Source organism: Microcoleus sp. w1-18aA5 (assembly GCF_036701705.1).
Classification (GTDB): domain Bacteria; phylum Cyanobacteriota; class Cyanobacteriia; order Cyanobacteriales; family Microcoleaceae; genus Microcoleus.
In genome coordinates, this window is the sequence record NZ_JAUPTE010000007.1 from 99008 (window position 1) to 121080 (window position 22073).

Consider the following 22073-nt stretch of genomic DNA (forward strand, 5'->3'; position numbering starts at 1 on the left):
CATGGCCCCTGTAAAAATCCTTGTGGTTGATGACGACCCGGCAATCCGAAATTTGATTCACCGTTTTTTGAGCCAGCAAGGTTATCAAGTAGAGTCTGGCGAGGACGGTCAGACTGGTCTGGAATTATTTGAGCAACTCAATCCTGACTTAGTAGTTCTAGATGTAAATTTACCTGATACAACTGGCTACAAACTGTGTCAAGAAATGCAAAGACGCACGGGTGTATTTGTGTTGATGCTGACTGCCCGAACCGATGAAGCTGACAAAATGAAAGGGTTTGCCGAAGGTGCTGACGACTACATTACTAAACCTTTTAGTCTTGTAGAGATTGGAGCTCGCGTTGCAGCAATTTTGAAGCGCAAACGCATTGTTACTCCCGCCGAACAACAAACTCTTACTTTTGGAGAGCTACTAATAGATCCGGTTCGCCGCGAGGTAATTCTCGGCAGCCAGATAGTTGCTTTGACTGCTTTAGAATTTGACCTGCTGTACTGTTTGGCTAGCAAACCCGGTCGCGTGTGGAGGCGATCGGAATTGCTGCATGAAGTGTGGGACTACGAGTATGTAGGAGCCGATCGCGTGGTGGATGTCCATATCGGTCAAATTCGCCGCAAAATTGAACTAGATCCCAATCAAATGCCGATGATTCAAACCGTCCGGGGGGTGGGTTACAAGTTTGAACCCACAACCTAGTAACATTCGCCTTTCGGCTCTAGGGGCGGGTTCACCAATATCTCTGATTAACATACTCGATATTTGCAAACCCGCCCTCCCCACACAAGAATTCAGATCGATCGAGTATCTGATTGTTTTTTCTGCAAATAGTCGCCCACTTCTCGTGCAAGATCGAAACCCCTTCGCACGCAATCTCCCAAAGCCACGCCGCCAACGTAGTTACTGCACAAATACACCCCCGGCAAAGATTTTAAGCCTTCATCGATTTGTTGCAGGCGATCGAAATGCCCCAAATTGTACTGAGGAATCGCCCGCTTCCACACATTCACCGCTAAAACTTTTGGCTGTGGCACATCTGGTTTCAGCAAAATCCGAGACAAATCTCGGTGTACCTCACGAACGATTTGTTCGGAGTCGAGATTGCCAATTTCCGAGTCTGTTGCCCCGCCGATGAAACTGGTGAGAGTGTGCCAGCCTCCAGGCGTGCGATCGGCAAATAAACTTGATGTCCAAATCGTCCCCAGAGTGCGAATTCCCTGCCCCCTCGGAATTAAATTTCCAAAACCTACTAATTTACCCTTGACATCAGAGTGCGGATATGCTAAAACAACGCAGGCCACCGTAGGATAAGTAAAAGCGTGTAAAGCACTGCTAACTTCCGGTTGCAGAGGCTGCAACAAATCGGCTGTAACGTAAGCCGGCGTTGTCAAAACCACGGTGCGCGCCTCAACTTCCTGCTGTCCGTCAGGCGTCGAGAATACAGCAATATAAGTTTCGCGTTCTGTACGATCGAGGCGAGTCAGATGCCAGTTGAGTTTCACTCGATCGCCCAATTGAGCAGCGATCGCCTCTGGCAAAGCCTTCAACCCCTGTTTGAACGAACCCAACTCCCCCGGCCTAGTTTTAGGAACATTCGGGTCTGCAGGCAATTTCTTCGGTCTTTTCCTAGCAGAAAGCAGCGCCCCCGCCACCAGCCCGCCACCCACATCAGCCATCTTTGCTACCCGGCCAAAAGCCGCCGCCGCGCTAAGTTGTTGCGGATCGCCGGCATAAACCCCAGAAACAAAAGGTTCCACCAACCGCTGCATCACTTCCTGCCCCAGATGACGGCGGAAAAATTGAGAAACAGTTTCCTCGTCACCCTGCTGCGAAAGTCGATCGCCCATTGCCGGCCCGACAAACCCCAAAGCCCCGAACAACGCCCGCAGTTTTCCCGGAAAACTCAGTAACTGAGACTGAATCATCGCCGGTGGAGTCATCGGCACCGCTTGCAGCTTTTTTTGCCAATACACAAAACGAGGCAATTTGCGATCGGCAAAAATCAACTCTTGCTTCAATCCCACATCCACAGCCAACTTCATCAATTCCGGCGTCGGCGAAAAACTGTTCGGGCCCTCCTCCCAGAGAAACCCTTCGGCTGTCACAGTGGTGATGTTCCCGCCCACACGTCCCTGGCTCTCAGCGACTAAAATCCTCAGCGAGGATGGATTCGTTGCTTCCTTGTGAAGTGCGTGCGCCAAACTCAAACCGCTAATACCTGCACCCACAATCAAGGTATCTAATAGTTCCATATTACATAGAAAAATATCGCAATCTTTATGTTACATGGCTTTGCACGGCTTACGTTCTTTGCTGGGCGTACTCCCAAACCGCTTTCAGATTACCAAATTGGGAATCGGGAATTGCGAATCGGTAAGCTGTCGGGCATTTCTTAAGCATTTTTCTCGAATGTTGTGGATTAACCTCTGCCCACATCCCCGTCTCCCCGTCCCTCCATCTCGCTTTTGTCTCCGCTGGGTCTGGTTTAAAAAAAGACCATCTGCTCTAATTAAGCTATATTCCCAAAAATACTATTTCTTTACAATTTTTGTATTATAGGCAACAGCGCCGAAAATTGCACTGGGAAACGCAGTAGTAAAGTGCCCAAAAAGATTTGAGTGGGTTAAACTAACTTTAGGAAAATTTTAGAGCTTAAGCAAGTCAGCACCCCGCTCGGAAGAGATGGGGCTTTATGCCCTAATCAAAAGACATAGTTGACCAGCTATCGTCTTAACTGATTACGTTATCAAAATTATGGGTCTAAGCTCAAGCTGCTATACGATATCGCGTAAAATATTTGAAACGGTAATTGTTCCGTTGAAAGTAGATCACAAAAGTACCAAGTGACCAAGTAGCCCTGTGTAGCAATAATCAATATTCAAGGCGGTGAAAACTGCCTGATGAGTGCTACCTCGATCGGTCTTTAGACACGAGGTTTCCACAATACTAAGCTTTTCTCATGAAAAAATACCCATGCAGGAAGTTATCAACTCGTTTCAGTCTTTTTTCTCTAACTCTGTTGATGCTTTCCTAGAGTGCGATCGACAGCAAAAGTACCTATCCATCAATCCTGTCGCTGCTGCTTGGATGGGATTGGAGCCTGCTGAAATAGTCAACCAAACTAATCAGGAATTATTAAAATTATATCCCAATAATGCTGCTGTCAAAAATATAATCTCGCAGATTGATTCTTGCCTGCAACAAGTATTTATTACCGGGGAAAAACGGCTGGCAATTCATGAGGTGACGACGGCAGACGGCGGGATTAAAATTTACGAAACTGCTTATACGCCAGCGGTGGATGCCTCTAGCAAGCAGATGCGGGTTTTGGGCGTCGGTAGAGATATCACCAGGCATTACCGCTGGCAGCAGCAGAAAACTCAACAGTTGCGCCGATCGAACTATTTACTGTGGTTGAATGCAGCTAACAGTCCGCTGGCAATGGTAGGCTGGGATGAAGATTTTCGGATCGTTCAGTGGTCGAAACGCGCCGAGGAAATCTTTGGCTGGACATCCGATGATATGATGGGCAAGCAGTTCGGCGATTTGGCTTTGATTTGCGAGGAAGATAGAGAGGCTGTAAGCGCGATCGAGCTGGAACTAGCCACTGGCAACGGCAATACTTCAATTAACCGCAACTATACTAAAAGCGGACAGGTAATTTGGTGTCGCTGGTTCAACTCGATTATTCGCAGCGGCGACACTTTTACCGTGCTTTCTTTGGTGGAAGATATCACCGATCGCAAACGGTTGGAAGCAGAAAAAGCCCAAGCTTCTCGCCTCACAGCAATGGTAGCCGATGTCGGTATTGCCCTCACCAAACACCCTCAAGATATCCTGCTTCCCTGCTGCGAGGCAATGGTGCGGAATCTTGATGTCGCTTCGGCTGAAATTTGGACTTTCAACTCTCAACAGAATGTTTGGGAATTGCAAGCAGCATCGGAAATATACAGTCGCACAGACGATCGCGCTAGCTTTATTGAAAATAAGGTTAACTCGATCGCCCAACAGCAAAAACCTGAATTTGAATGCGGATTTGAACTGAATAATTTTGGACTTCCAGAGGAAGAATCCGCGAAATCAAAAGAGGTACACAGTTCCGAAGTAGCACTTCTCAACACCAGCCAAAAGCCGACAAATTGCCCAATCCCCAAGCAAATTCTAACTTTCGCTGGCTACCCTTTGATAGTCGAAGAACGGCTGGTGGGAGTCATGGTAATTATCAGCCGCCAGCCGCTGACAGCACCTTTTCAGGAAACTTTAGCATCGGTTGCCGATGTCATCGCTTTAGGCATCGAACGCAAGCGTGCAGAAGCTGAATTAAAATCAGCTAGAGGCTTTCTCAATTCCGTAGTAGAAAATCTACCGGTGGGAGTTTTTGCTAAAGATGCTTCTTCGCTGAAATTTGTGCTGTGGAATAAAGCGGGAGAAACGATCGCAGGTGTTACCTCTCAAGAGGCGATCGGCAAAAATGACTATGATATTTACCCCAAAGAACAAGCTGATGTTTTTACTGCTCAAGACAGAGAAATATTGACCGGTCATCACAATCAGTCTACTGTTAAAGACATCGCCGAAGAGCCGATCCAAACTCGCCACAAAGGTATGAGAATACTGCACACCCGCAAAGTGCCAATTCTCGACGCCGCAGGCCGTCCTCAGTACGTTTTGGGGATTACTGAAGATATTACCGAACGCAGGCAGGTAGACGAAAGCGTGCGCCTCTACGACCAAATTGTCGAGAATATGCAAATTGGTTTGTACGTCTACCATTTAGAAAATATAGACGATGACAGCACTCTCAGGGCGATCGCCTCCAATCCTGCAGCTACCCTATTTACCGGATTAGAAATGGCTGATGTTTTGGGAATGACAATCGACGAGATTTTTCCCCAACTGCGATCGAAAAACATTCCTCAAGCATTTGCTTCGGTAATTCGCACCCAGAAAGCCGTAGAACTTGAAGATATTGACTGCGATGAAGGCGGCCGCATAACTCGCGCTTTTTCTATTAAAGCTTTTCCATTACCCAACAACTGTATCGGTGTTGCTTTTGAAAACATTACTGCTCGCAAGCGCCTAGAACTAGAACTGCAGGCTTCTTTGGAAAAAACTGAACGTTCCGAACAACTCCTACGCACAGTAATAGACAAAACCAGCGACTGGATTTTTGCCAAAGACAAAAATTTTCGTTATATTCTGGTCAACAGGAGTTTCGCTCAAGCGATCGGTAAAACAGTAGAAGAAATCATTGATAAATCAGATTTAGAGTTAGGATTTTCAGAAGATATTGTTTTTGGGAATTCCGCCCAAAATATCCGAGGCTTCCGCACAGACGACTCTGCTGTACTGGCCGGCGAAATTATCCACAATCCCTGCGATCCGGCAACTATTGCTGACGGTTCAGTACATATTTTTGATACGCAAAAACTTCCCCTGCGCGACGCTGAAGGTAATGTATTTGCAGTGCTAGCTTTCGCTCACGATATTACCGAACGACATGAATCGGAAGCAGCTTTGCGTAGAAGTGAATCAAGATTTAGGTCTTTGGTTGCTAATATTCCCGGAGTTGTTTATCGCTGGCAGTGCGATTTTTCGACTAATTTTATTAGCGATGCCGTTTACTTATTAACCGGCTACCCGGCGGCAGATTTTATTTGGCTTTTGGACAGGAGAGGTCGGACTTTTGCTAGCATTATTTATCCGGAAGATTTGGCAAAAGTAGAAGCAACTATTCGGCAAGGCATAGAAAACAAAGAGTCTTATAACTTGGAATACCGCTTGCTAGCAGCAGACGGCACGGTTAAATGGCTGTGGGATAAAGGTTCTCCTGTGTTCGACGCAGAGGGAAACGTTTGCTATTTGGACGGGGTAATTTTTGATATTAGCGATCGCTACTACGCTGAGGAAGCACTGCGCCAAAAAACTTTAGAGTTAGAAGCGGTTTTTCGCGCTTTGCCTGATTTGTATTTTCGACTAGATGCTGAGGGTATAATCGTGGATTATTTGTCAGGAACTTCCTCGAGTTTATACGTACCTCCCGAACATTTTATGGGTCAACGAATGACAGACGTATTGCCACGGAATGTCGCAGGCCAATTTGCCCAAGCAATCTTTGAAGTTTCCGAAACAAGAAATTCAATCGATATAGAATATTCGCTTTCCATGTCGGAAGGAGAAACAACTTATGAAGCCCGACTATTGCCGTTTAATTCAGATCAGATTATTATTCTAGCACGCAATATTACCAAGCGCAAACAAGCCGAAGCTCAATTAAAACATAAAAATCGCCAGCTAGAGCAAACATTGAAACAATTAGGCAGGACTCAAGCTCAACTAATTCAAGCGGAAAAAATGTCGGGTTTGGGACAGCTAGTGGCGGGGATTGCTCACGAAATCAATAATCCTGTCAGTTTTATTTACGGTAATATCACTTACGCAAGTGAGTATGCCAAAAACTTGCTGGAACTGTGCAGTTTGTACCAAACACACTACCCGGAACCTGTTGCTGTTATCCAAGATTTTGCAGAAAAAATAGAACTAGAATTCATGAAAGAGGATTTCCCGCACCTGCTGAATTCAATTCAAACCGGAGCAGATAGGATTCGCCAAATTGTTCTGTCTTTGCGTAACTTTTCCCGCCTGGAAGAATCAGATCTTAAGCGTGTTAATATTCACGAAGGAATAGAGAGTGCTCTATTAATTTTGCAACACAAGATTAAAGAAAATGGCAGAAATCGTCACATTCAAATAGTTAAAGAATATGGGGAATTGCCGCAGATACAGTGCTACGTGGGACAGTTAAATCAAGTGTTTATGAATATTTTAAATAATGCTGTTGATGCTTTAGCGAATGTCAGGAATAGGAAGCTGGAATTAGCGAGTTATTCGGAAGAAGAACGGCAAGATTTGGCTGGTTTACCTTTAACTTGCGACACATTGCCCTTGATTCGGATTCGCACGAATGTGTTGGAGAACAATCGGGTGGCGATCGTAATTTCAGATAACGGGTATGGCATGGTAGAGTCTGTTAAGTGTCGGGTATTTGACCCGTTTTTTACTACTAAACCAGTAGGCAAAGGTACAGGTTTGGGACTGTCTATCTCCTATCAGATTGTGGTGGAAAGACACGGAGGGACGCTGCAGTGCATTTCCGCGCCTGGAGAGGGAACTGAATTTGCGATCGAGATTCCAATTCGGCAGAGGTAATGAGTTATTGGTAATTGGTAGTTGCACGAGAAAAATGATAATCTAATTAAAGGTTCTAAAAGTCAGGAATATTAGCATGGTATACAAAAGCATACATACTTCTAGTGCCGCTGCAAAACAAATTAAAGAAGAAGAAAATGATGATTCCTATGTTGACTATTTTTATGACGATCAGGGGGCTCCGCCGGGAACTCTCGACTTAGAACCAGATGCGCCGCCTCCAGAGATTGTATTAATTGACTATTGCGACACAGCAGCTACTCGCGCCCACTTGGCAAATCCTCAAAAAGCTGCTGCGTATTTAGATACAGCATCTGTTTCTTGGGTTGATATGTTGGGATTGGGAAACAAAGAAACTTGGCGGCAAATGGCCGAAGTATTTAATTTGCATGTAATGGCTCAGGAAGATGTAGTTAATGTTCCCCAGCGACCGAAAGTTGTAGACTATGAAGAACACATTTTAATCATTGCTTGGATGGTGATGCTGCATCCAGAATCAGATACTTTTCATAAAGAACAAGTAAGTTTTATTTTGGGCAAGCATTACCTGCTAACTGTTCAGGAAGAACCGGACTATGATTGTTTTGAACCAGTGCGCGATCGCATTCGTAAAGGACAAGGCATGATTCGCAAACACGGAGCAGATTATTTGGCTTATACTTTGTTAGATTCCATTATAGATGGATTCTTCCCTGTATTAGAAGTTTACGGAGAGCGCATTGAAGAATTAGAGGATGAAGTGGTGGTGAACCCCACGCGCAAAACCCTGGAGAAAATCTATAAAATCCGGCGAGAATTGCTGACTCTGCGCCGCGCCATTTGGCCGCAGAGGGATGCAATTAATGTTTTGATTCGAGATAGCAGTGATTTGATTAGTCCAGAAGTGCGAATTTACCTGCGGGACTGTTACGATCACACGGTACAGGTGATGGATATGGTGGAAACCTATCGAGAGTTGTCTTCGGGTTTGATGGATGTTTACTTGTCTTCGGTTGGTAATAAAATGAATGAAATCATGAAGTTGCTGACGGTTATTTCCAGTATTTTTATTCCTCTAACTTTTGTGGCAGGAGTATACGGGATGAATTTCAATACAGAGAAATCGCCCTGGAATATGCCGGAACTGAATTGGTATTTTGGCTATCCGCTGTGTTGGGCGGTGATGGTAGGAATCGCCTCTGGTTTAGTTTACTTCTTCTGGCGGCGTGGCTGGTTTGATAATTTTTCTACTATCAAAGATGACTCATTAAAGTAACCGAATTGAACATTTAAGATTGGGGATTAAAGATTGAAAAATTCAAAATCCTGTTAGGTGAAAAGGTTTCCTGCCCCTAGTTGAATCCGTGCGATAAATCCTTGTATGATAATTGCCAACTTTTGTGCCTCCTGATTCATCAGTGAGTGATTTTAAGGGAGTTGCAGGGAAATTTAATTGTTGGGCGGGCTTCGGGCCCACCGTACAAGAGTTTGAATAAACTGAGATGTTTCACCATTCTGGCTTAACAGGCTTTCCGGCCTGTTCCACAAAAAATAAACTTGATTGTGGAACAGGCCGGAAAGCCTCTTCATAAAAAGCTTATTGACAATAGTGCCAGATGTGAGAATAAACACAAATGTCCAAGTTAAGTGGGCGACAAGTTAAAATATTCAATCTCAAATCCCAAATTGATTGACGAACGATCGCGTACAATAAATCTGGGGAAAAAGTAGGCGCAGGCGGTTGCGGATTAGCGAAAGCTTGTCTGAGGAAAGTCCGGGCTCTCGAAAAACCAAACTTGCTGGGTAACGCCCAGTGCGAGCGATCGTGAGGATAGTGCCACAGAAAGATACCGCCAATTAGTCATTAGTCAGCAGTCATGGGTCGTTAGTAAGTAACTGAGGATTTTTGACTGGGAAGCAACAACTAATTTGGTAAGGGTGCAAAGGTGCGGTAAGAGCGCACCAGCAGCATCGAGAGGTGCTGGCTCGGTAAACCCCAGTTGGGAGCAAGGTCGGAGGGACTATGGTTGGTTTTTTACCAGTTCCGTTTTTTGGTACCGCTTGAGGCGTCTGGTAACAGGCGTCCCAGATAGATAACTGCCCTCGAAAACTGCTTGCAGTTGAGAGAACAGAACCCGGCTTATGTCCGACTTTTTCCCCCCCATTTAATTAAAATTACCGCTGGGAAATCAGGTTGACCAATCCTTTAGACCTGTTTTATGTTGGGAAAGGTGTGCACTGCACACCGGGAGGAAGATTTTGGGTAAGGTGCACCATAAGCACCGGGAGGAATATTGAGTTTGTTAAGGAAAAGTTTTTTATTAATATGAATCTGATACCAGTTTAAAAAAATAATGTCACTTTTGAAAACCTCCCAACCCGGATAGTCATCCGTGATTGCCACTTCTAAAATCTAAAATCTAAAATCTAAAATGGTATGATTTATCCGGGTCGCCAAAAGCAACTTGAAATATTAATTCAAAAATTGGGACTGACGAAGAATGCTTCGATAAAATGGCATCTCCTCGATTTAGCTTTGACCCATGCGAGCGCGTCAGCTAAGGCAAATTACGAGCAACTAGAGTTTGTCGGGGATGCAGTTGTGCGGCTGGCTGCGTCGGAATTGTTGTTTGAGATTTATCCTGACTGTACAGTGGGGGAATTTGCTGCTATTCGATCGATCTTGGTGAGCGATCGCATTCTTGCTAAAATCGCTGAAAGTTACGGCTTCGATCGCTATTTAATTGTTTCCAGCAGCGCCGCCGCAGACAAAACAGGCGCTGAACCCCGGCTGGCAGATGCTTTGGAAGCGGTACTGGCTGCGCTTTATTTGAGTACCCAGAGCTTAGAATTAATTCGCCCTTGGCTAGATTCTCACTTTCAACGCTTAGCGACAGAAATCCGCAGTGATCCTGCCCGCCAAAACTACAAAGCTGCTCTCCAAGAGTTGACTCAAGGCAAATACAAAACTTTGCCCAAATATAGCGTGCAAGAAACCGGGACAGTGCAGGGGGGGGAGGATCGTTTTACCGCAGAAGTTCTCATTCAGGGAAAGTTGGTAGCAGAGGGAAAAGGTCGATCGATCAAAGCGGCGGAACAAGCAGCGGCTCAGTCAGCTTTTAATAAATTAGTTAATAGTCAGTAGTCAGTCAACAGTGATTTGTTTGAGTTAAAACATAGATAATAATAACAAAATATGCTATAATTCCGGTGCGATTTTTGAAATTATAATCAATGAAAATCGGAATAGCTGTATTGGGTGCAGGTCGCTGGGGAGTTAACTTAATTCGCAACTTTCTCGAACATCCCAACAGCGAAGTTTTAGCGGTGGTAGACCCGAATCAAGATTCATTGGCAGCCGTTCAAAAACAGTTTAATCTGGATGTTTCGGTGATTCTAGCTACCGATTGGTTTCAAGTGCAAGCCTTGCCGAGACTGCAGGCTGTGGCGATCGCTACTCCAGCTTCCACACACTATACTCTCGCAGCAGCAGCGCTGAAACAAGGCTATCACGTCTTAGCAGAAAAACCCCTCGCCATCAACCTCACTGAAGCAATAGAACTTTGTCAATTAGCCGAAAAACAGCAGCGGCAACTCTTCGTTGACCACACTTATCTGTTTCATCCAGCAGTCGATCGAGGCCAAAGAATTATTCAACAGCATCAACTCGGAAAATTGCGCTACGGTTACGCCCAGCGCACCCATTTTGAACCGGTGCGCCATGACGTTGATGCCCTTTGGGACTTGGCTATTCATGATATCGCTATTTTCAATACTTGGTTGGAACAAACGCCAATTGAAGTAAGGGCGATCGGCACTGTTTTTCCGAAGGAAGAAGGAAGGAGGAACAAGGAAGAAGGAACAAGGAAGAAGGAACAAGGAATAAATCAAGAAGCAGCAGAAATTGAAAATCAATTTTCTCCTTCACTGCTGGGTACTAATCCTGCAGAAAAACTAGCAGATTTAGTTTGGGTAACGCTCACCTATCCCGACGGATTTCAAGCATTTATTCATCTGTGCTGGCTAAATCCCGACAAACAACGGCGCTTAACAGTTGTTGGCAGTTTGGGAACCTTGATTTTTGACGAAATGTCGCCAGAAACTCCCCTGATTGTGCAGCGTGGCAATCCAGATTGGGGAGGCGAAGAGAATAACTCTTTTGAAAGTGCGTTAGCGAAGCCCGCCCCTATGGGGGCTACGCCAACGAAGAGGATCGCGCCGCAGCCAACAAGCCTCAGACACCGCGAAGTGTTGAGTTTAGAACAAGTAGAACCGCTGAGGCGAGTGTGCGATCGCTTCCTCAATTGCGTGCAAACAAATACCCCCTGTCTTACCTCTTCGGGCGCCGCCTCCGTCGAATTAATCCGCATTCTCAGCACTTTGAGCAAATCCCTCGAACTCGGCGGACAGCCCCTAATACCCTTTTAGATTTTAGATTTTAGATTTTAGATTGGGAACATCACTCCTCAACTTTTGAAATTTCCCTTTTCCGTTACTAAGTCGGGGCTGTGAAAATAAAAACTTGACTGCTGGTTTACCGGCAAAGAAATCATCACCGTAGTACCTTGATTCACGCCCGCGCTGTGCAGGGTAATGCTTCCGATCATAGATTCCATTATCCTTCGCGAGATAGCTAAGCCCAAACCGTTACCGCCAAACTTGCGAGTTGTAGAACCATCAGCCATCACAAAAGGTTGAAACAATTTCTGCTGGTGCTCGGGATCTATACCAATTCCCGTATCTTTAATTGTCACCACCACCCAATCGCTTTGACCGCTGGTGCCAGTCGTACTTTCCCCACTGCCGTTAAAACTACCAGAATTAGTCCTCGACTCTAACCGCACAGATATATTAATGCTGCCCGACTCTGTAAACTTAACCGCATTGCTCAAAACATTTAAAAAAACCTGTTTTAGCTTCTCCGGATCGGCATGAACAATAATCGGATCGTGAGGAGCTGGCAAACTTAACTTCAAGCCTTTTTCCTCGATTGGAGTCGCTTGCAAATCAATCGCGTCTTCAAGTACCTGAGTAATATCAACTACTTCTAACATCATGGAGAACGTGCCGGATTCTATTTTAGCAATGTCCAAAATATCATTAATAATATTGAGCAATTGCATTGACGAGTCGTGGGCCCGCTGTAAAAATTCCATTTCTTCATCTCGGTCATCGCAGTAGCCGTCCCGCACAATTTGAATAAAACCAATAATCCCGTTGAGCGGGGTTCTCAATTCGTGAGAAATATTGCCCAAAAATTCATTCTTTAATTGATTGGCAACTTGCGCTTCCTTGGTTGCGACTTCCAATTCTTTGGCCCTGGATCTGAGACCCTGCACCATGCTGTTTAGTGCTTCTGATAGTTGATTGAATTCCCTAATTTGGAAATTTTGTGGCACTGTCTGCGACGCTTCTGTATCTACTTTCATCGCGTAGTCTCTCAGTTTTTCCACAGGACGCGCCAAGTCGCGAGACAGATATAAAGTCGCGATGATACTAGCAGCAACCAAACCTACAATTAAATTAAATAAAACTTGCTGAATTTCTTCCAAACCCGACAGAGCGTAATCTAAACGAGAGACAGCTAAAATAATCCACTTGCTGTTCTCCTGTGTAGTTGAAGGACTCGGGATAGCGGCGTATCCTGCTAGCAACTCTACACCATTTCTTTCAAAGGAAAATAGGTGGAGAAAAGCTGTGCCGCCGGCGATCGCCCTTCTGACAATACTTTTTAGTCGAGCGGCATCTGCCTCTTGGTCAATATTGCGGCCCACGCGGTTGATATTCGGGTGCGCCAAGATCGTCCCATCTTGGTCGATCGCCACCGTATAGCCGGCTAAAGAACCCTTGGGAGCGCTGGTTTGCACAGGCAATGCCGACTGCAAACTCAAAGCATAACTCAACTGCAGGGTATTGCCCCGACGAATGTAAACAGGAGCGCTCAACACCAAACTCGCTTGGCTATCGGAGCCTTCTTTACCCGCATCGGGAAAATCCTCAGCCCCCAAAGCCATCTTCTGATCGTTTGCTGTCCCCTGTCGCTGCGGAGGTAAGGACAGACTGATGTAAACGCTCTTGTCGTCCAGCAGCGTTTGCTGCTGCTGTACGGGTGGCCAAAATTTTGCGGGCAAGGACTGAATCGGCTGTTGCCCGCAAGTGCTTGCTATCACTTGATTTGTCTTTAAATTAGTCAATTGCAAGCAATCAACCTGCGCTGGCAACCGCTGCCCTAATTGGGCGATAAACTTTTGATAATCCTTCGGATCTACCGACTGCAACATCGAGCTTTCCGAAGCGCCGATCAGATTCGACTTCAGCGATTTCGCCCACTGTTCAATAGTGTCTGCTTTTCTGACTGCACTTTCTGTCAAGTTTTGACGAGCAGTTTCCAGAAGCGTCGAGCGTGCCTTGCGATAGGTAACATACTCCCCCACCAGTAGAACAGGTACGCTGAGCAACAAAATCCGCGACAGTAAAATACGGCGAAAGGAGGATTGACCTAACTTAACCATAGGAAATATCTAAATTAAGGTGCAACACCCAACAGCGACCATTACAGTGAAATAAACCAGACCGAAAGCATGAATCTGTCTAGGGGGCTCTGCTGACTGGACAACACAGCTTCAGAACAACATTTAAACACAATTATAGAAGCCACTGTAGTAATCTCGATTCTAAGTGTGTGGACTAAAAGATGCTCAGCAATTTGTTGGGCAAATGCCTGTGATTTCGGTCACACTTCCCTTCACAATTCTCGGAGCGAGTGACACCCGATCGCCCAGGTGCCTATTTTTCAGGCTGCAAAAAGCGTCGGGTGGACATACCGCAGTGGCTTGAAGCTAGAATCGCATAGATGCACTCGCCCCCAATTAACAGGCAAAAAGTTCGGTTTCCGGCTAGTGTACAGAGATCATTCTTGTTCGATCGGACTTTTTCTTTCCCAAGGCCTTCGAGAAATGGGCCAGAGATGAGCGATGCGAGATTTTGCACCTTGTCAAATATTTCTTTTGCCATCTGATTGATTCAGTGACAATAATTCACCTGTCAAACAAAAAGAATGAGACGATCGAGCTGCCGATCGACTCTGACAACCCTAATGTGGGGAACCTTTGCCCAAACAGTGCACCCACGCTTGGTAAATTCGCGGTCTCGACAATAATCTCCATAGCTTAATCGATGAAAAAAAACTTTAGCGATTATACGTATTATTACACAAACAACCGTCCGAGATATCATCACGCATATTTGATATCTCCCCTTTTAGAAATGCTGGCGATACTTCAGCAGACCAGCAAGACACAACTCCGAGTTTTGGATCTCGGCTGTGGCAATGGCAGCCTCAGTCACGTTATCGCAGAGCACGGCTGCGAAGTTGTCGGCGTTGACACTTCAGCGGCCGGAATTGCCATCTCCCGTCAAAGTTTCCCCGAATGTCAGTTTATCGAAGCAGATATTTACGACCTTCCAGATACCGATATTTTGAACTCATTTGATGTTGTCTTAGCTATTGAAGTAATCGAACACTTGCTTTATCCTAAAGAACTCGCAAAAACTGCGAAAAAATGCCTCAAGCCGGGAGGAAGATTAATTATTTCCACACCATATCACGGCTATTTAAAAAATCTGGCTTTAGCGGTCTCTGGCAAACTAGATCAACATTTTACCGTTCTTTGGGATAACGGTCACATTAAATTTTTTTCAGTAGAGACGCTGACCAAGTTATTAACATCTGAAGGATACACAGACATAAAATTTAAATTTGCTGGTCGGTGTCCTTATCTTTGGAAATCAATGTTATGCTCTAGTAAGTTTTCAGGATAACCTAAAAATTTATGAGTTGTGAGTGGTCAATAAATTAAGTTTCTTGACTAGACTACCAGGCCTCATAAAAAGTAAAAAATAAGTTTCACGCACAAAAAGTAAAATGACTGTTGGCGTTTGGATATTAGGCGATCAATTGTGGGAGAACCAAGTTGCTCTCAACCGCACAGATGATAAATCCTCCCTACCGATAATTTTAATTGAATCTTGGCAGCACGTTCAACAGCGGCGCTACCACCAACAAAAATTAGTATTAATTTGGTCGGCAATGCGCCACTTCGCGAAAGAATTGCGCGACGGTGGATGGCAAGTTACTTACACAAAATCGGAGGACTTTGAAGCACCTCTCAAAGCTTGGATACAAGCTCACAATATCACCGAAGTGCAGGTGATGGCTCCGAACGATCGACCTTTTTTACAGATCGTTCAAAACTTGCAACTCCCCTGTCAAACAACCCTAATTCCCAACAATCAATTCCTCTGGACAGAAACAGAATTCAAAGATTGGGCTTCAAGCCGCAAACGTTTGTTAATGGAAGACTTCTATCGAGCCAGCCGCCAGCGTTTTCAAGTTTTAATGGATAGCAGCAATAAACCTGTGGGAGGGAAGTGGAATTTTGACAAAGAAAATCGTCAGCCACCCAAAGGAAAACTGGATACCCCGAAACCTCTATGGTTTGAACCGGACGCCATAACTCAAGAAGTTATCGCACAAGTTAAATCTTTATCTTTCCCAACTTACGGCAAGATTGAACCTTTTCGCTGGGCGGTTACACGAGAGCAAGCATTGCAAGTATTAGATAATTTCATCGAACAGTGTCTCCCCGCTTTTGGCCCTTATCAAGACGCGATGGTAACGGGAGAGGAAACAATGTGGCATTCCCTAATTTCTCCGTATCTCAATATTGGATTACTTCATCCTTTAGAAGTTATTCAAGCGGCCGAAACAGCCTACCTCGAAAAAAACTTAAATTTAAACGGCGTCGAAGGTTTTATCCGCCAAATTATGGGCTGGCGAGAATACATTCGCGGTGTGTATTTTTACGTGGATGCTGATTATTTTGGAAATAATTGGTTCAACCACACTCAGCCGCTGCCGGAGTTTTTTTGGGACGCTAGTAAAACAGATATGAACTGTTTGCGCCAAGTTTTAACTCAAGTCGAAGGCACCGGTTACGCGCACCATATCCAGCGGTTGATGATTTTGAGCAATTTTGGTCTAATTGCGGGAATCTCGCCCCAGGAGCTAGAAAAATGGTTCCACAGTGCGTTTGTGGATGCCTATGACTGGGTAATGCAGACTAATGTGCTGGGTATGGGTTTGTTTGCTGACGGCGGTGTGTTGGCCTCGAAGCCCTATGCTGCTTCTGCCAATTACATTAATAAAATGAGCAATTATTGTCGGGGGTGCAAATTCGATCGCACAGTGCGATCGGGCGAAAATGCTTGTCCCTTCAACTTCTTCTACTGGGATTTCCTAGCGCGCCACCGGGACAAACTTCAGTCGATCGGTCGCATGAGCTTTATCTTAGCCAATCTCGACAAAATGCCGCCGGCCGAATTGGCAACCATCCGGCAAAAAGCGGCAGAGTGGCACTTAGTCAGTTGACTGTTGTCAGTTGACTGTTGTCAGTTGTCAGTTGTTAATCCTTTGCAGTGGCTAATAACAAATAACCAATAACATTAATCAACAGTCAACAGTCAACAGTCAACAACGCCCCATGCCCCATGCCCCATTCCCCATGCCCTTTGCAATTCTTATTTTTTCCCTGACTTTTCCCTAAACATTCCACAGCGTTTCCACAGGCAAGTCTCAGGTTTTCCACAGATACGACAAAGTTTTCCACAGAAATTAACGGCACGGTAGCATCTTGCTGCGGAATTGGGGATTTCCTTAACTTGCTGGCTAATTCCTTATAAACCCCCCCAATACATAAAGATATGTAACAAAAAATGCCATAAAAAGCTCATTCTTTCGTAAACCTTTTTTTTATATAAAGGAGTTTGTAATATTTCGCAACATTGACAAACCCACCCCCTCATAGCGCACAATGATGCGACCGACCTAAAAAAAAGCGCTCTGATTTCGGCTGTGCCTGCACCTGTATCCGGCCGAAGGGGGGGTTCTGTTTTCAATTTATTAGCGAAACTAAAAAAAATGATGAACCCAACAGTCAGTATTTTTGCTGAAATTCCCGAAACGCTGCACGATTCTCTCAAAACTTACCTAGAAACCCATCCCGAATGGGATCTAGACCGAGTATTTTGCGCGGCCCTGTCGCTGTTTTTGTTGCAGAATGCCGATAGCGGTACGCCTGAAGCTTCGCGCAGTTATCGCCAAGCTGCGAGAGTTTATCTCGAAACTCTGTTTCAATCTCCTCAAGACTTGCACAGCAACAATGTAACTCCGTCATCTTAAAGGATCAGGGCAGAGGGGGAGACGCGGTTTCTGCGAAGGATTTTAGTTGACCGAGGGCGCGCGCTGCATAGCTGTCAACTTCAGCTTAAAATCCCTGAGATCTATCGCTTATAGCTTAACGCCGAGCCCCATTGCATCTCCCTTAAGAAGCAGGGCGGTTTCATTCTCATGAAAATCGCGATTTTGTAGGGTAGTGTCCCCGTGCCTACCCCCTCCACGGACGAGGGAATCGGTGTTTCAAATATCGGGGCAACCACGGGGGGATTGCCCCTACAAGAGAATGAAAAATCCCCCCGGACAATCAGGGGATGCCGGGGGGATAAACTGCCTTAATCGTCAAACAGTAGACTGGTAGTAAATAAGACGCGCTTGTTTACACCCAGGGTGCTTATGGCGCACTCTACAGACTACAAACTAATGGCTGAAGATTACATCATGCCCATGCCGCCCATGCCGCCCATGCCGCCCATGCCGCCCATGCCACCCATGCCGCCCATGCCGCCCATGCCGCCCATGTCGCCCATGTCGCCGCCGGCTTTTTTCTTCTCGGGTTTTTCGACAATCACAGCTTCAGTTGTCAAAACCATACCAGCGATGGAACCGGCATTTTGCAAAGCCGATCGCACCACCTTAGCCGGGTCAATAATCCCGGCGGCAATCATATCTTCGTACACGTCGGTGAGAGCGTTGTATCCAATGTTGAACTCGCTCGCCCGCACTCGCTCGATGACGATCGAACCTTCAACACCCGCATTATCAGCGATTTGACGCAAAGGTGCTTCCAAAGCTTTCTTCACCAAGTCAGCGCCTACTTGTTCTTCGGCGTCTAAAGTATTTCTGATCGCATCTATTTTTGTAATCAGGTGAATTAGCGTCGTGCCACCGCCGGCAACGATACCTTCTTCCACAGCAGCTTTAGTAGCGTTCAAAGCGTCTTCAATACGCAGTTTACGGTCTTTGAGTTCGGTTTCGGTAGCTGCGCCGACTTTAATTACAGCGATGCCGCCGGCGAGTTTGGCGATGCGTTCGGTTAGCTTTTCTTTGTCGTAGTCGGAATCCGTCGCTTCTAGCTGCTTGCGGATTTGCTCGATCCGTTTTAGCACGTCAGCTTTGTGTTCTTCGCCAGCAACAACGATCGTGTTTTCTTTGTCGATCGTAATTTTGCGGGCGGTACCGAGCATTTCTAGGGTTGCGGTATCGATGCTGAGTCCGACTTCTTCGGAAATCAGTTGACCGCCAGTAAGAACGGCGATATCTTGAAGCATAGCTTTGCGCCGCTCGCCAAAACCAGGAGATTTCGTTGCTGCGATGTTCAATACGCCGCGGGCTTTGTTGACTACCAGAGTTGCCAAAGCTTCGCCTTCAATATCTTCGGCGATAATTAGCAGCGGTTGACCTGTGCGGGCGATTTTTTCGAGAACTGGAATTAGTTCTTGAATCGAGCTAATTTTTTTGTCGGTAATCAGGATGCGAGCGTTTTCGTACTCGACTTCCATGCGATCGGTGTTGGTGACGAAATACGGAGAAAGATATCCGCGATCGTACTGCATCCCTTCGACAACTTCCAATTCTGTTGTCAGAGATTTCGACTCTTCAACAGTAATTACGCCGTCTTTGGTGACTTTTTCCATTGCTTGGGCAATCATGGCGCCGACTTCTTCGTCGTTACCGGCGGAGACAGTGGCGACTTGAGCAATTGCAGCCCCTTCGACGGGTTTCGCCAATTTCTCGATTTCCAGCACCAAGTGGGCGATCGTTTTTTCAATACCCCGGCGCAGCGCGACTGGGTTTGCGCCTGCTGCGACATTCTTCAAACCTTCGCGAATGAGGGATTGAGCTAGAACCGTTGCGGTTGTTGTGCCGTCGCCTGCGATATCTTTAGTTTTGGAGGCGACTTCTTGAATTAAGCGAGCGCCGGCATTTTCCAGGGGGTCTTCGAGTTCGATCTCCCTAGCAACGGTGATACCGTCGTTAACAATTTGGGGAGCGCCGTATTTCTTTTCCAATAGGACGTTCCGGCCTTTCGGGCCCAAGGTGATGCGGACTGCATCGGCGAGTTGATTGACGCCGCGTTCTAGTGCCCGCCGAGATTTGTCGCTAAATGCAACTATTTTGGTCATGTTTGTCTCCAATCGCTTACATTAGCAAATTTAGCACTCTCTGAGGCTGAGTGCTAAGTCGATCGATTTTTGATTGTAGCGCGACTCAACGCTGGGCGGGATTGCGGGGACGGATGGGAGATTTGGGCGATCGTTCCGGGTGGCTAAGGACAGGGCATTGCCGTGTCCCCACATATCTCGTGTCGCCACAGATATAATGTGGTTTGTTACATATCGATATACTCAGGTTTTGGTTGAGGTCAAAACCTAATTTTGATGGCGCGTTATCCCAAAGCAGAATTTTTATTAAAAATTTCTTAACTTGTGTTTTCCGTCATCTACCTTTCGATAGAGCTTCTATTCTTTTTTCAGATTTCTACCTTCTATGGATCGTCAATTAAATAATTTCCCTTTTTTCTTGTGGGATGGGCGTCCCGCCCGTCCCCAATAGACGGGCGGGACGCCCATCCCACAACAGTCATGAAAAGTGGATTTTATTTAATTCTCATCCCTATAGCAACCGCCAAGACTATTAGGACGTTCTTAATTGCTGAAAACCTTGAGGAAGATTCCTTCTTCCTTCAGCATCCATCCGTTACATCCGTTACAAAATCCGCTGCCGAACCTTCTTCCTTCTTCCTTCTTCCTTCTTCCTATGGCTCGTTATTCTCGACTGCAAAAACTCGGCTCTTATATGCGCCCGCACTGGAAGCCAACATTCTGGGGCATTTTTTCGCTATTAATTGTCAATGCTGTGGGCGTTTACATTCCCCTGCTGATTCGGAATTCAGTTGACACTCTCCAAGTTGCGACTAAATTTGACGAAGTTTTCAACTTCGTGGCACTAATTCTGATCCTCGCCTCCATTATGTGGGTAATTCGGATGGTGTCGCGGATTCTGCTGTTTGGCGTGGGGCGTCAAGTAGAATTTGACCTCAAACAGCAAATATTTAATCATTTATTAACATTAGAACCGTCTTATTTTGCAGCCAATACGGTAGGAGATTTAATTAACCGGGCTACTTCCGATTTGGACAATATTCGGCGCTTGGTGGGGTTTGCAGTGCTGAGTTTGGCGAATACGGCATTTGCCTATGCTTTGACTTTGCCGGTGATGTTGGGGATTAATGTAAGGCTGACGTTGTTTGCGATCGCAGTTTATCCTTTAATGCTGGTTTTGGTACAGTTATTTAGCGACAAACTTCGCATCCAACAGTTAGCCGTGCAAGAGGAATTGTCGGCGATGAGCGATTTAATTCAGGAAGATATGAGCGGGATGTCCGTAATTAAAATCTACGCTCAAGAAGAAAACGAACGCCGAGCTTTTCGCAATTCCAATGCGAAGTTGCTATCAGCAAACTTGGAATTAGCAAAAACTAGAAACTTTATTTTTCCGCTGCTGGGCGGTTTGGCAAGCATTAGTTTGTTGGTGCTGCTTTCTGCTGGTGGGGGGGCAATTGCTAATGGCCAAATTAGCATTGGCGATTTTGTGGCGTTGCTGATTTATGTGGAGCGTTTGGTGTTTCCGACGGCGCTGTTGGGTTTCACAATTACTGCTTACCAGCGGGGAGAAGTGAGTGTCGATCGCATCGAATCAATTCTGACTGTGGAACCGCAAATTAAGGATACTGCCGATGCAGTTGAACTTGCAACTCCAGTCAAAGGCGAAATTGCGGCTCGCCATCTAAATTATACGTATCCCGGCGCTAAGACACCCGCGCTTAAAGATGTTGATTTTACCATAAAACCGGGAGAAACTGTCGCAATCGTTGGGGCGATCGGCTCAGGAAAATCAACTTTAGCTAATGCACTGCCCAGACTGCTGGACATCGATCGGGGTCAGTTATTTGTAGACGGACAGGATATTACCGAGGTAAAATTGACCGAATTGCGCGGGGCGATCGCCTACGTTCCGCAAGAAAGTTTCCTGTTCGGCACTACCATCAAGAATAACATCCGCTACGGAAACCCTTTAGCGGAACAGCCGGAGATTGAAGCCGCAGCAAAACAAGCGCAAATTCACGCCGAAATCCTCAACTTTCCCCAGCAGTACAAAACAGTTGTCGGCGAGCGCGGCATTACTTTATCCGGCGGACAACGGCAGCGGACAGCACTTGCTCGCGCTTTGTTAGTTGACGCCCCCGTGCTCATTTTGGATGACGCTCTTTCCAGCGTTGACAATCAAACTGCTACCGACATTTTGCGAAACTTGGCAACGGGAACCGATCGCAAAACAGTAATTTTTATCTCGCATCAAATGTCAGCGGCGGCCAGTGCCGATCGCATTTTTGTGATGGAGAGAGGAGAAATAGTTCAGAGCGGCACTCACCTTGAATTGGTAGGGCAAACAGGGCTTTATCAGTATTTGTGGAACCAGCAAAAATTAGAGGAATTGCTGCATTGACAAGTGACAGATACTTTGAGTTATATCAAATCCGCTAGCATCGGAATTAATATTATTCACAGCCTGGACACATTGGTGACAAGTTAAGGAAAAAGGGAAATTGTCAAGGGTAGTATTTGCATGGGTCTGGGATCGTGGGAAACTTAT

At 45.9% G+C, this 22073-nt stretch carries 13 protein-coding genes and 1 other RNA gene; 10 read left to right on the forward strand and 4 right to left on the reverse strand.

The genetic code is table 11. The features are described from left to right. Nucleotide 1 precedes the first annotated feature (1 nt). Complete coding sequence (locus tag Q5691_RS04375; RefSeq protein ID WP_333059446.1) at nt 2-694, forward strand: response regulator transcription factor; 693 nt, start codon at nt 2-4, stop codon at nt 692-694. Nucleotides 695-786: 92 nt separating this feature from the next. Here the strand turns inward: Q5691_RS04375 and hemG are convergent, their stop codons facing one another. Then, entirely contained in the window at nt 787-2247 is a 1461-nt protein-coding gene (hemG, locus tag Q5691_RS04380) for a protoporphyrinogen oxidase (RefSeq protein ID WP_333343987.1), read from the reverse strand. A gap of 721 nt (nt 2248-2968) precedes the next feature. Here hemG and Q5691_RS04385 point away from each other — a divergent pair. The 5 genes from Q5691_RS04385 to Q5691_RS04405 all read left to right on the forward strand — a co-directional run bounded on the left by Q5691_RS04385 (nt 2969) and on the right by Q5691_RS04405 (nt 11611). After that, complete coding sequence (locus Q5691_RS04385) at nt 2969-7204, forward strand: PAS domain-containing protein (protein ID WP_333343988.1); 4236 nt, start codon at nt 2969-2971, stop codon at nt 7202-7204. A 76-nt stretch (nt 7205-7280) separates the two neighbouring features. Further along, complete coding sequence (gene corA / locus Q5691_RS04390; RefSeq protein WP_333208896.1) at nt 7281-8459, forward strand: magnesium/cobalt transporter CorA; 1179 nt, start codon at nt 7281-7283, stop codon at nt 8457-8459. Between the two features lie 448 nt (nt 8460-8907). Then, an RNA gene (rnpB, locus tag Q5691_RS04395) (RNase P RNA component class A) lies at nt 8908-9341 on the forward strand. Between the two features lie 279 nt (nt 9342-9620). Then, on the forward strand, nt 9621-10328 hold the full coding sequence (gene rnc / locus Q5691_RS04400; protein ID WP_333208894.1) for a ribonuclease III: 708 nt from the start codon (nt 9621-9623) through the stop codon (nt 10326-10328). 89 nt (nt 10329-10417) lie between these two features. Further along, entirely contained in the window at nt 10418-11611 is a 1194-nt protein-coding gene (locus Q5691_RS04405; protein WP_333208892.1) for a Gfo/Idh/MocA family oxidoreductase, read from the forward strand. Nucleotides 11612-11649: 38 nt separating this feature from the next. Here Q5691_RS04405 and Q5691_RS04410 read toward each other — a convergent pair whose 3' ends face one another. Next, on the reverse strand, nt 11650-13695 hold the full coding sequence (locus tag Q5691_RS04410; protein ID WP_333208891.1) for an ATP-binding protein: 2046 nt from the start codon (nt 13693-13695) through the stop codon (nt 11650-11652). A 664-nt stretch (nt 13696-14359) separates the two neighbouring features. Here Q5691_RS04410 and Q5691_RS04415 point away from each other — a divergent pair. The 3 genes from Q5691_RS04415 (at nt 14360) to Q5691_RS04425 (ending at nt 17423) form a co-directional block, all read left to right on the forward strand. Continuing rightward, entirely contained in the window at nt 14360-15004 is a 645-nt protein-coding gene (locus Q5691_RS04415) for a class I SAM-dependent methyltransferase (RefSeq protein WP_333311766.1), read from the forward strand. Nucleotides 15005-15107: 103 nt separating this feature from the next. Then, the gene (locus Q5691_RS04420) at nt 15108-16613 is read left to right on the forward strand and encodes a cryptochrome/photolyase family protein (RefSeq protein ID WP_333311767.1); all 1506 of its coding nucleotides are present in this window, start codon (nt 15108-15110) and stop codon (nt 16611-16613) included. Nucleotides 16614-17165: 552 nt separating this feature from the next. Beyond that, a complete protein-coding gene (locus tag Q5691_RS04425; protein WP_050813024.1) occupies nt 17166-17423 on the forward strand; it encodes a DUF2811 domain-containing protein in 258 nt (85 codons plus the stop codon). Between the two features lie 428 nt (nt 17424-17851). Here Q5691_RS04425 and groL read toward each other — a convergent pair whose 3' ends face one another. Both groL and Q5691_RS04435 read right to left on the reverse strand, forming a co-directional pair. Further along, entirely contained in the window at nt 17852-19543 is a 1692-nt protein-coding gene (gene groL / locus Q5691_RS04430; protein WP_333208886.1) for a chaperonin GroEL, read from the reverse strand. Between the two features lie 30 nt (nt 19544-19573). Beyond that, nucleotides 19574-19732 carry a hypothetical protein gene (locus Q5691_RS04435; RefSeq protein WP_333208885.1) on the reverse strand — a complete coding sequence of 53 codons (159 nt, stop codon included), beginning with the start codon at nt 19730-19732 and terminating at the stop codon, nt 19574-19576. Nucleotides 19733-20177: 445 nt separating this feature from the next. Here Q5691_RS04435 and Q5691_RS04440 point away from each other — a divergent pair, with 445 nt between their 5' ends. Then, nucleotides 20178-21926, forward strand: a complete 1749-nt coding sequence (locus Q5691_RS04440; protein WP_333208940.1) for an ABC transporter ATP-binding protein — start codon at nt 20178-20180, stop codon at nt 21924-21926. Nucleotides 21927-22073 lie beyond the last annotated feature (147 nt).

Coding starts and splice junctions, on each gene's coding strand:
- Q5691_RS04410 (WP_333208891.1), bottom strand. CDS start 13,695: ATGGTTAAGTTAGGTCAATCCTCCTTTCGCCGTATTTTACTGTCGCGG.
- Q5691_RS04415 (WP_333311766.1), top strand. CDS start 14,360: ATGAAAAAAAACTTTAGCGATTATACGTATTATTACACAAACAACCGT.
- hemG (WP_333343987.1), bottom strand. CDS start 2,247: ATGGAACTATTAGATACCTTGATTGTGGGTGCAGGTATTAGCGGTTTG.
- groL (WP_333208886.1), bottom strand. CDS start 19,543: ATGACCAAAATAGTTGCATTTAGCGACAAATCTCGGCGGGCACTAGAA.
- Q5691_RS04420 (WP_333311767.1), top strand. CDS start 15,108: ATGACTGTTGGCGTTTGGATATTAGGCGATCAATTGTGGGAGAACCAA.
- Q5691_RS04440 (WP_333208940.1), top strand. CDS start 20,178: ATGGCTCGTTATTCTCGACTGCAAAAACTCGGCTCTTATATGCGCCCG.
- Q5691_RS04375 (WP_333059446.1), top strand. CDS start 2: ATGGCCCCTGTAAAAATCCTTGTGGTTGATGACGACCCGGCAATCCGA.
- Q5691_RS04385 (WP_333343988.1), top strand. CDS start 2,969: ATGCAGGAAGTTATCAACTCGTTTCAGTCTTTTTTCTCTAACTCTGTT.
- corA (WP_333208896.1), top strand. CDS start 7,281: ATGGTATACAAAAGCATACATACTTCTAGTGCCGCTGCAAAACAAATT.
- rnc (WP_333208894.1), top strand. CDS start 9,621: ATGATTTATCCGGGTCGCCAAAAGCAACTTGAAATATTAATTCAAAAA.
- Q5691_RS04425 (WP_050813024.1), top strand. CDS start 17,166: ATGAACCCAACAGTCAGTATTTTTGCTGAAATTCCCGAAACGCTGCAC.
- Q5691_RS04405 (WP_333208892.1), top strand. CDS start 10,418: ATGAAAATCGGAATAGCTGTATTGGGTGCAGGTCGCTGGGGAGTTAAC.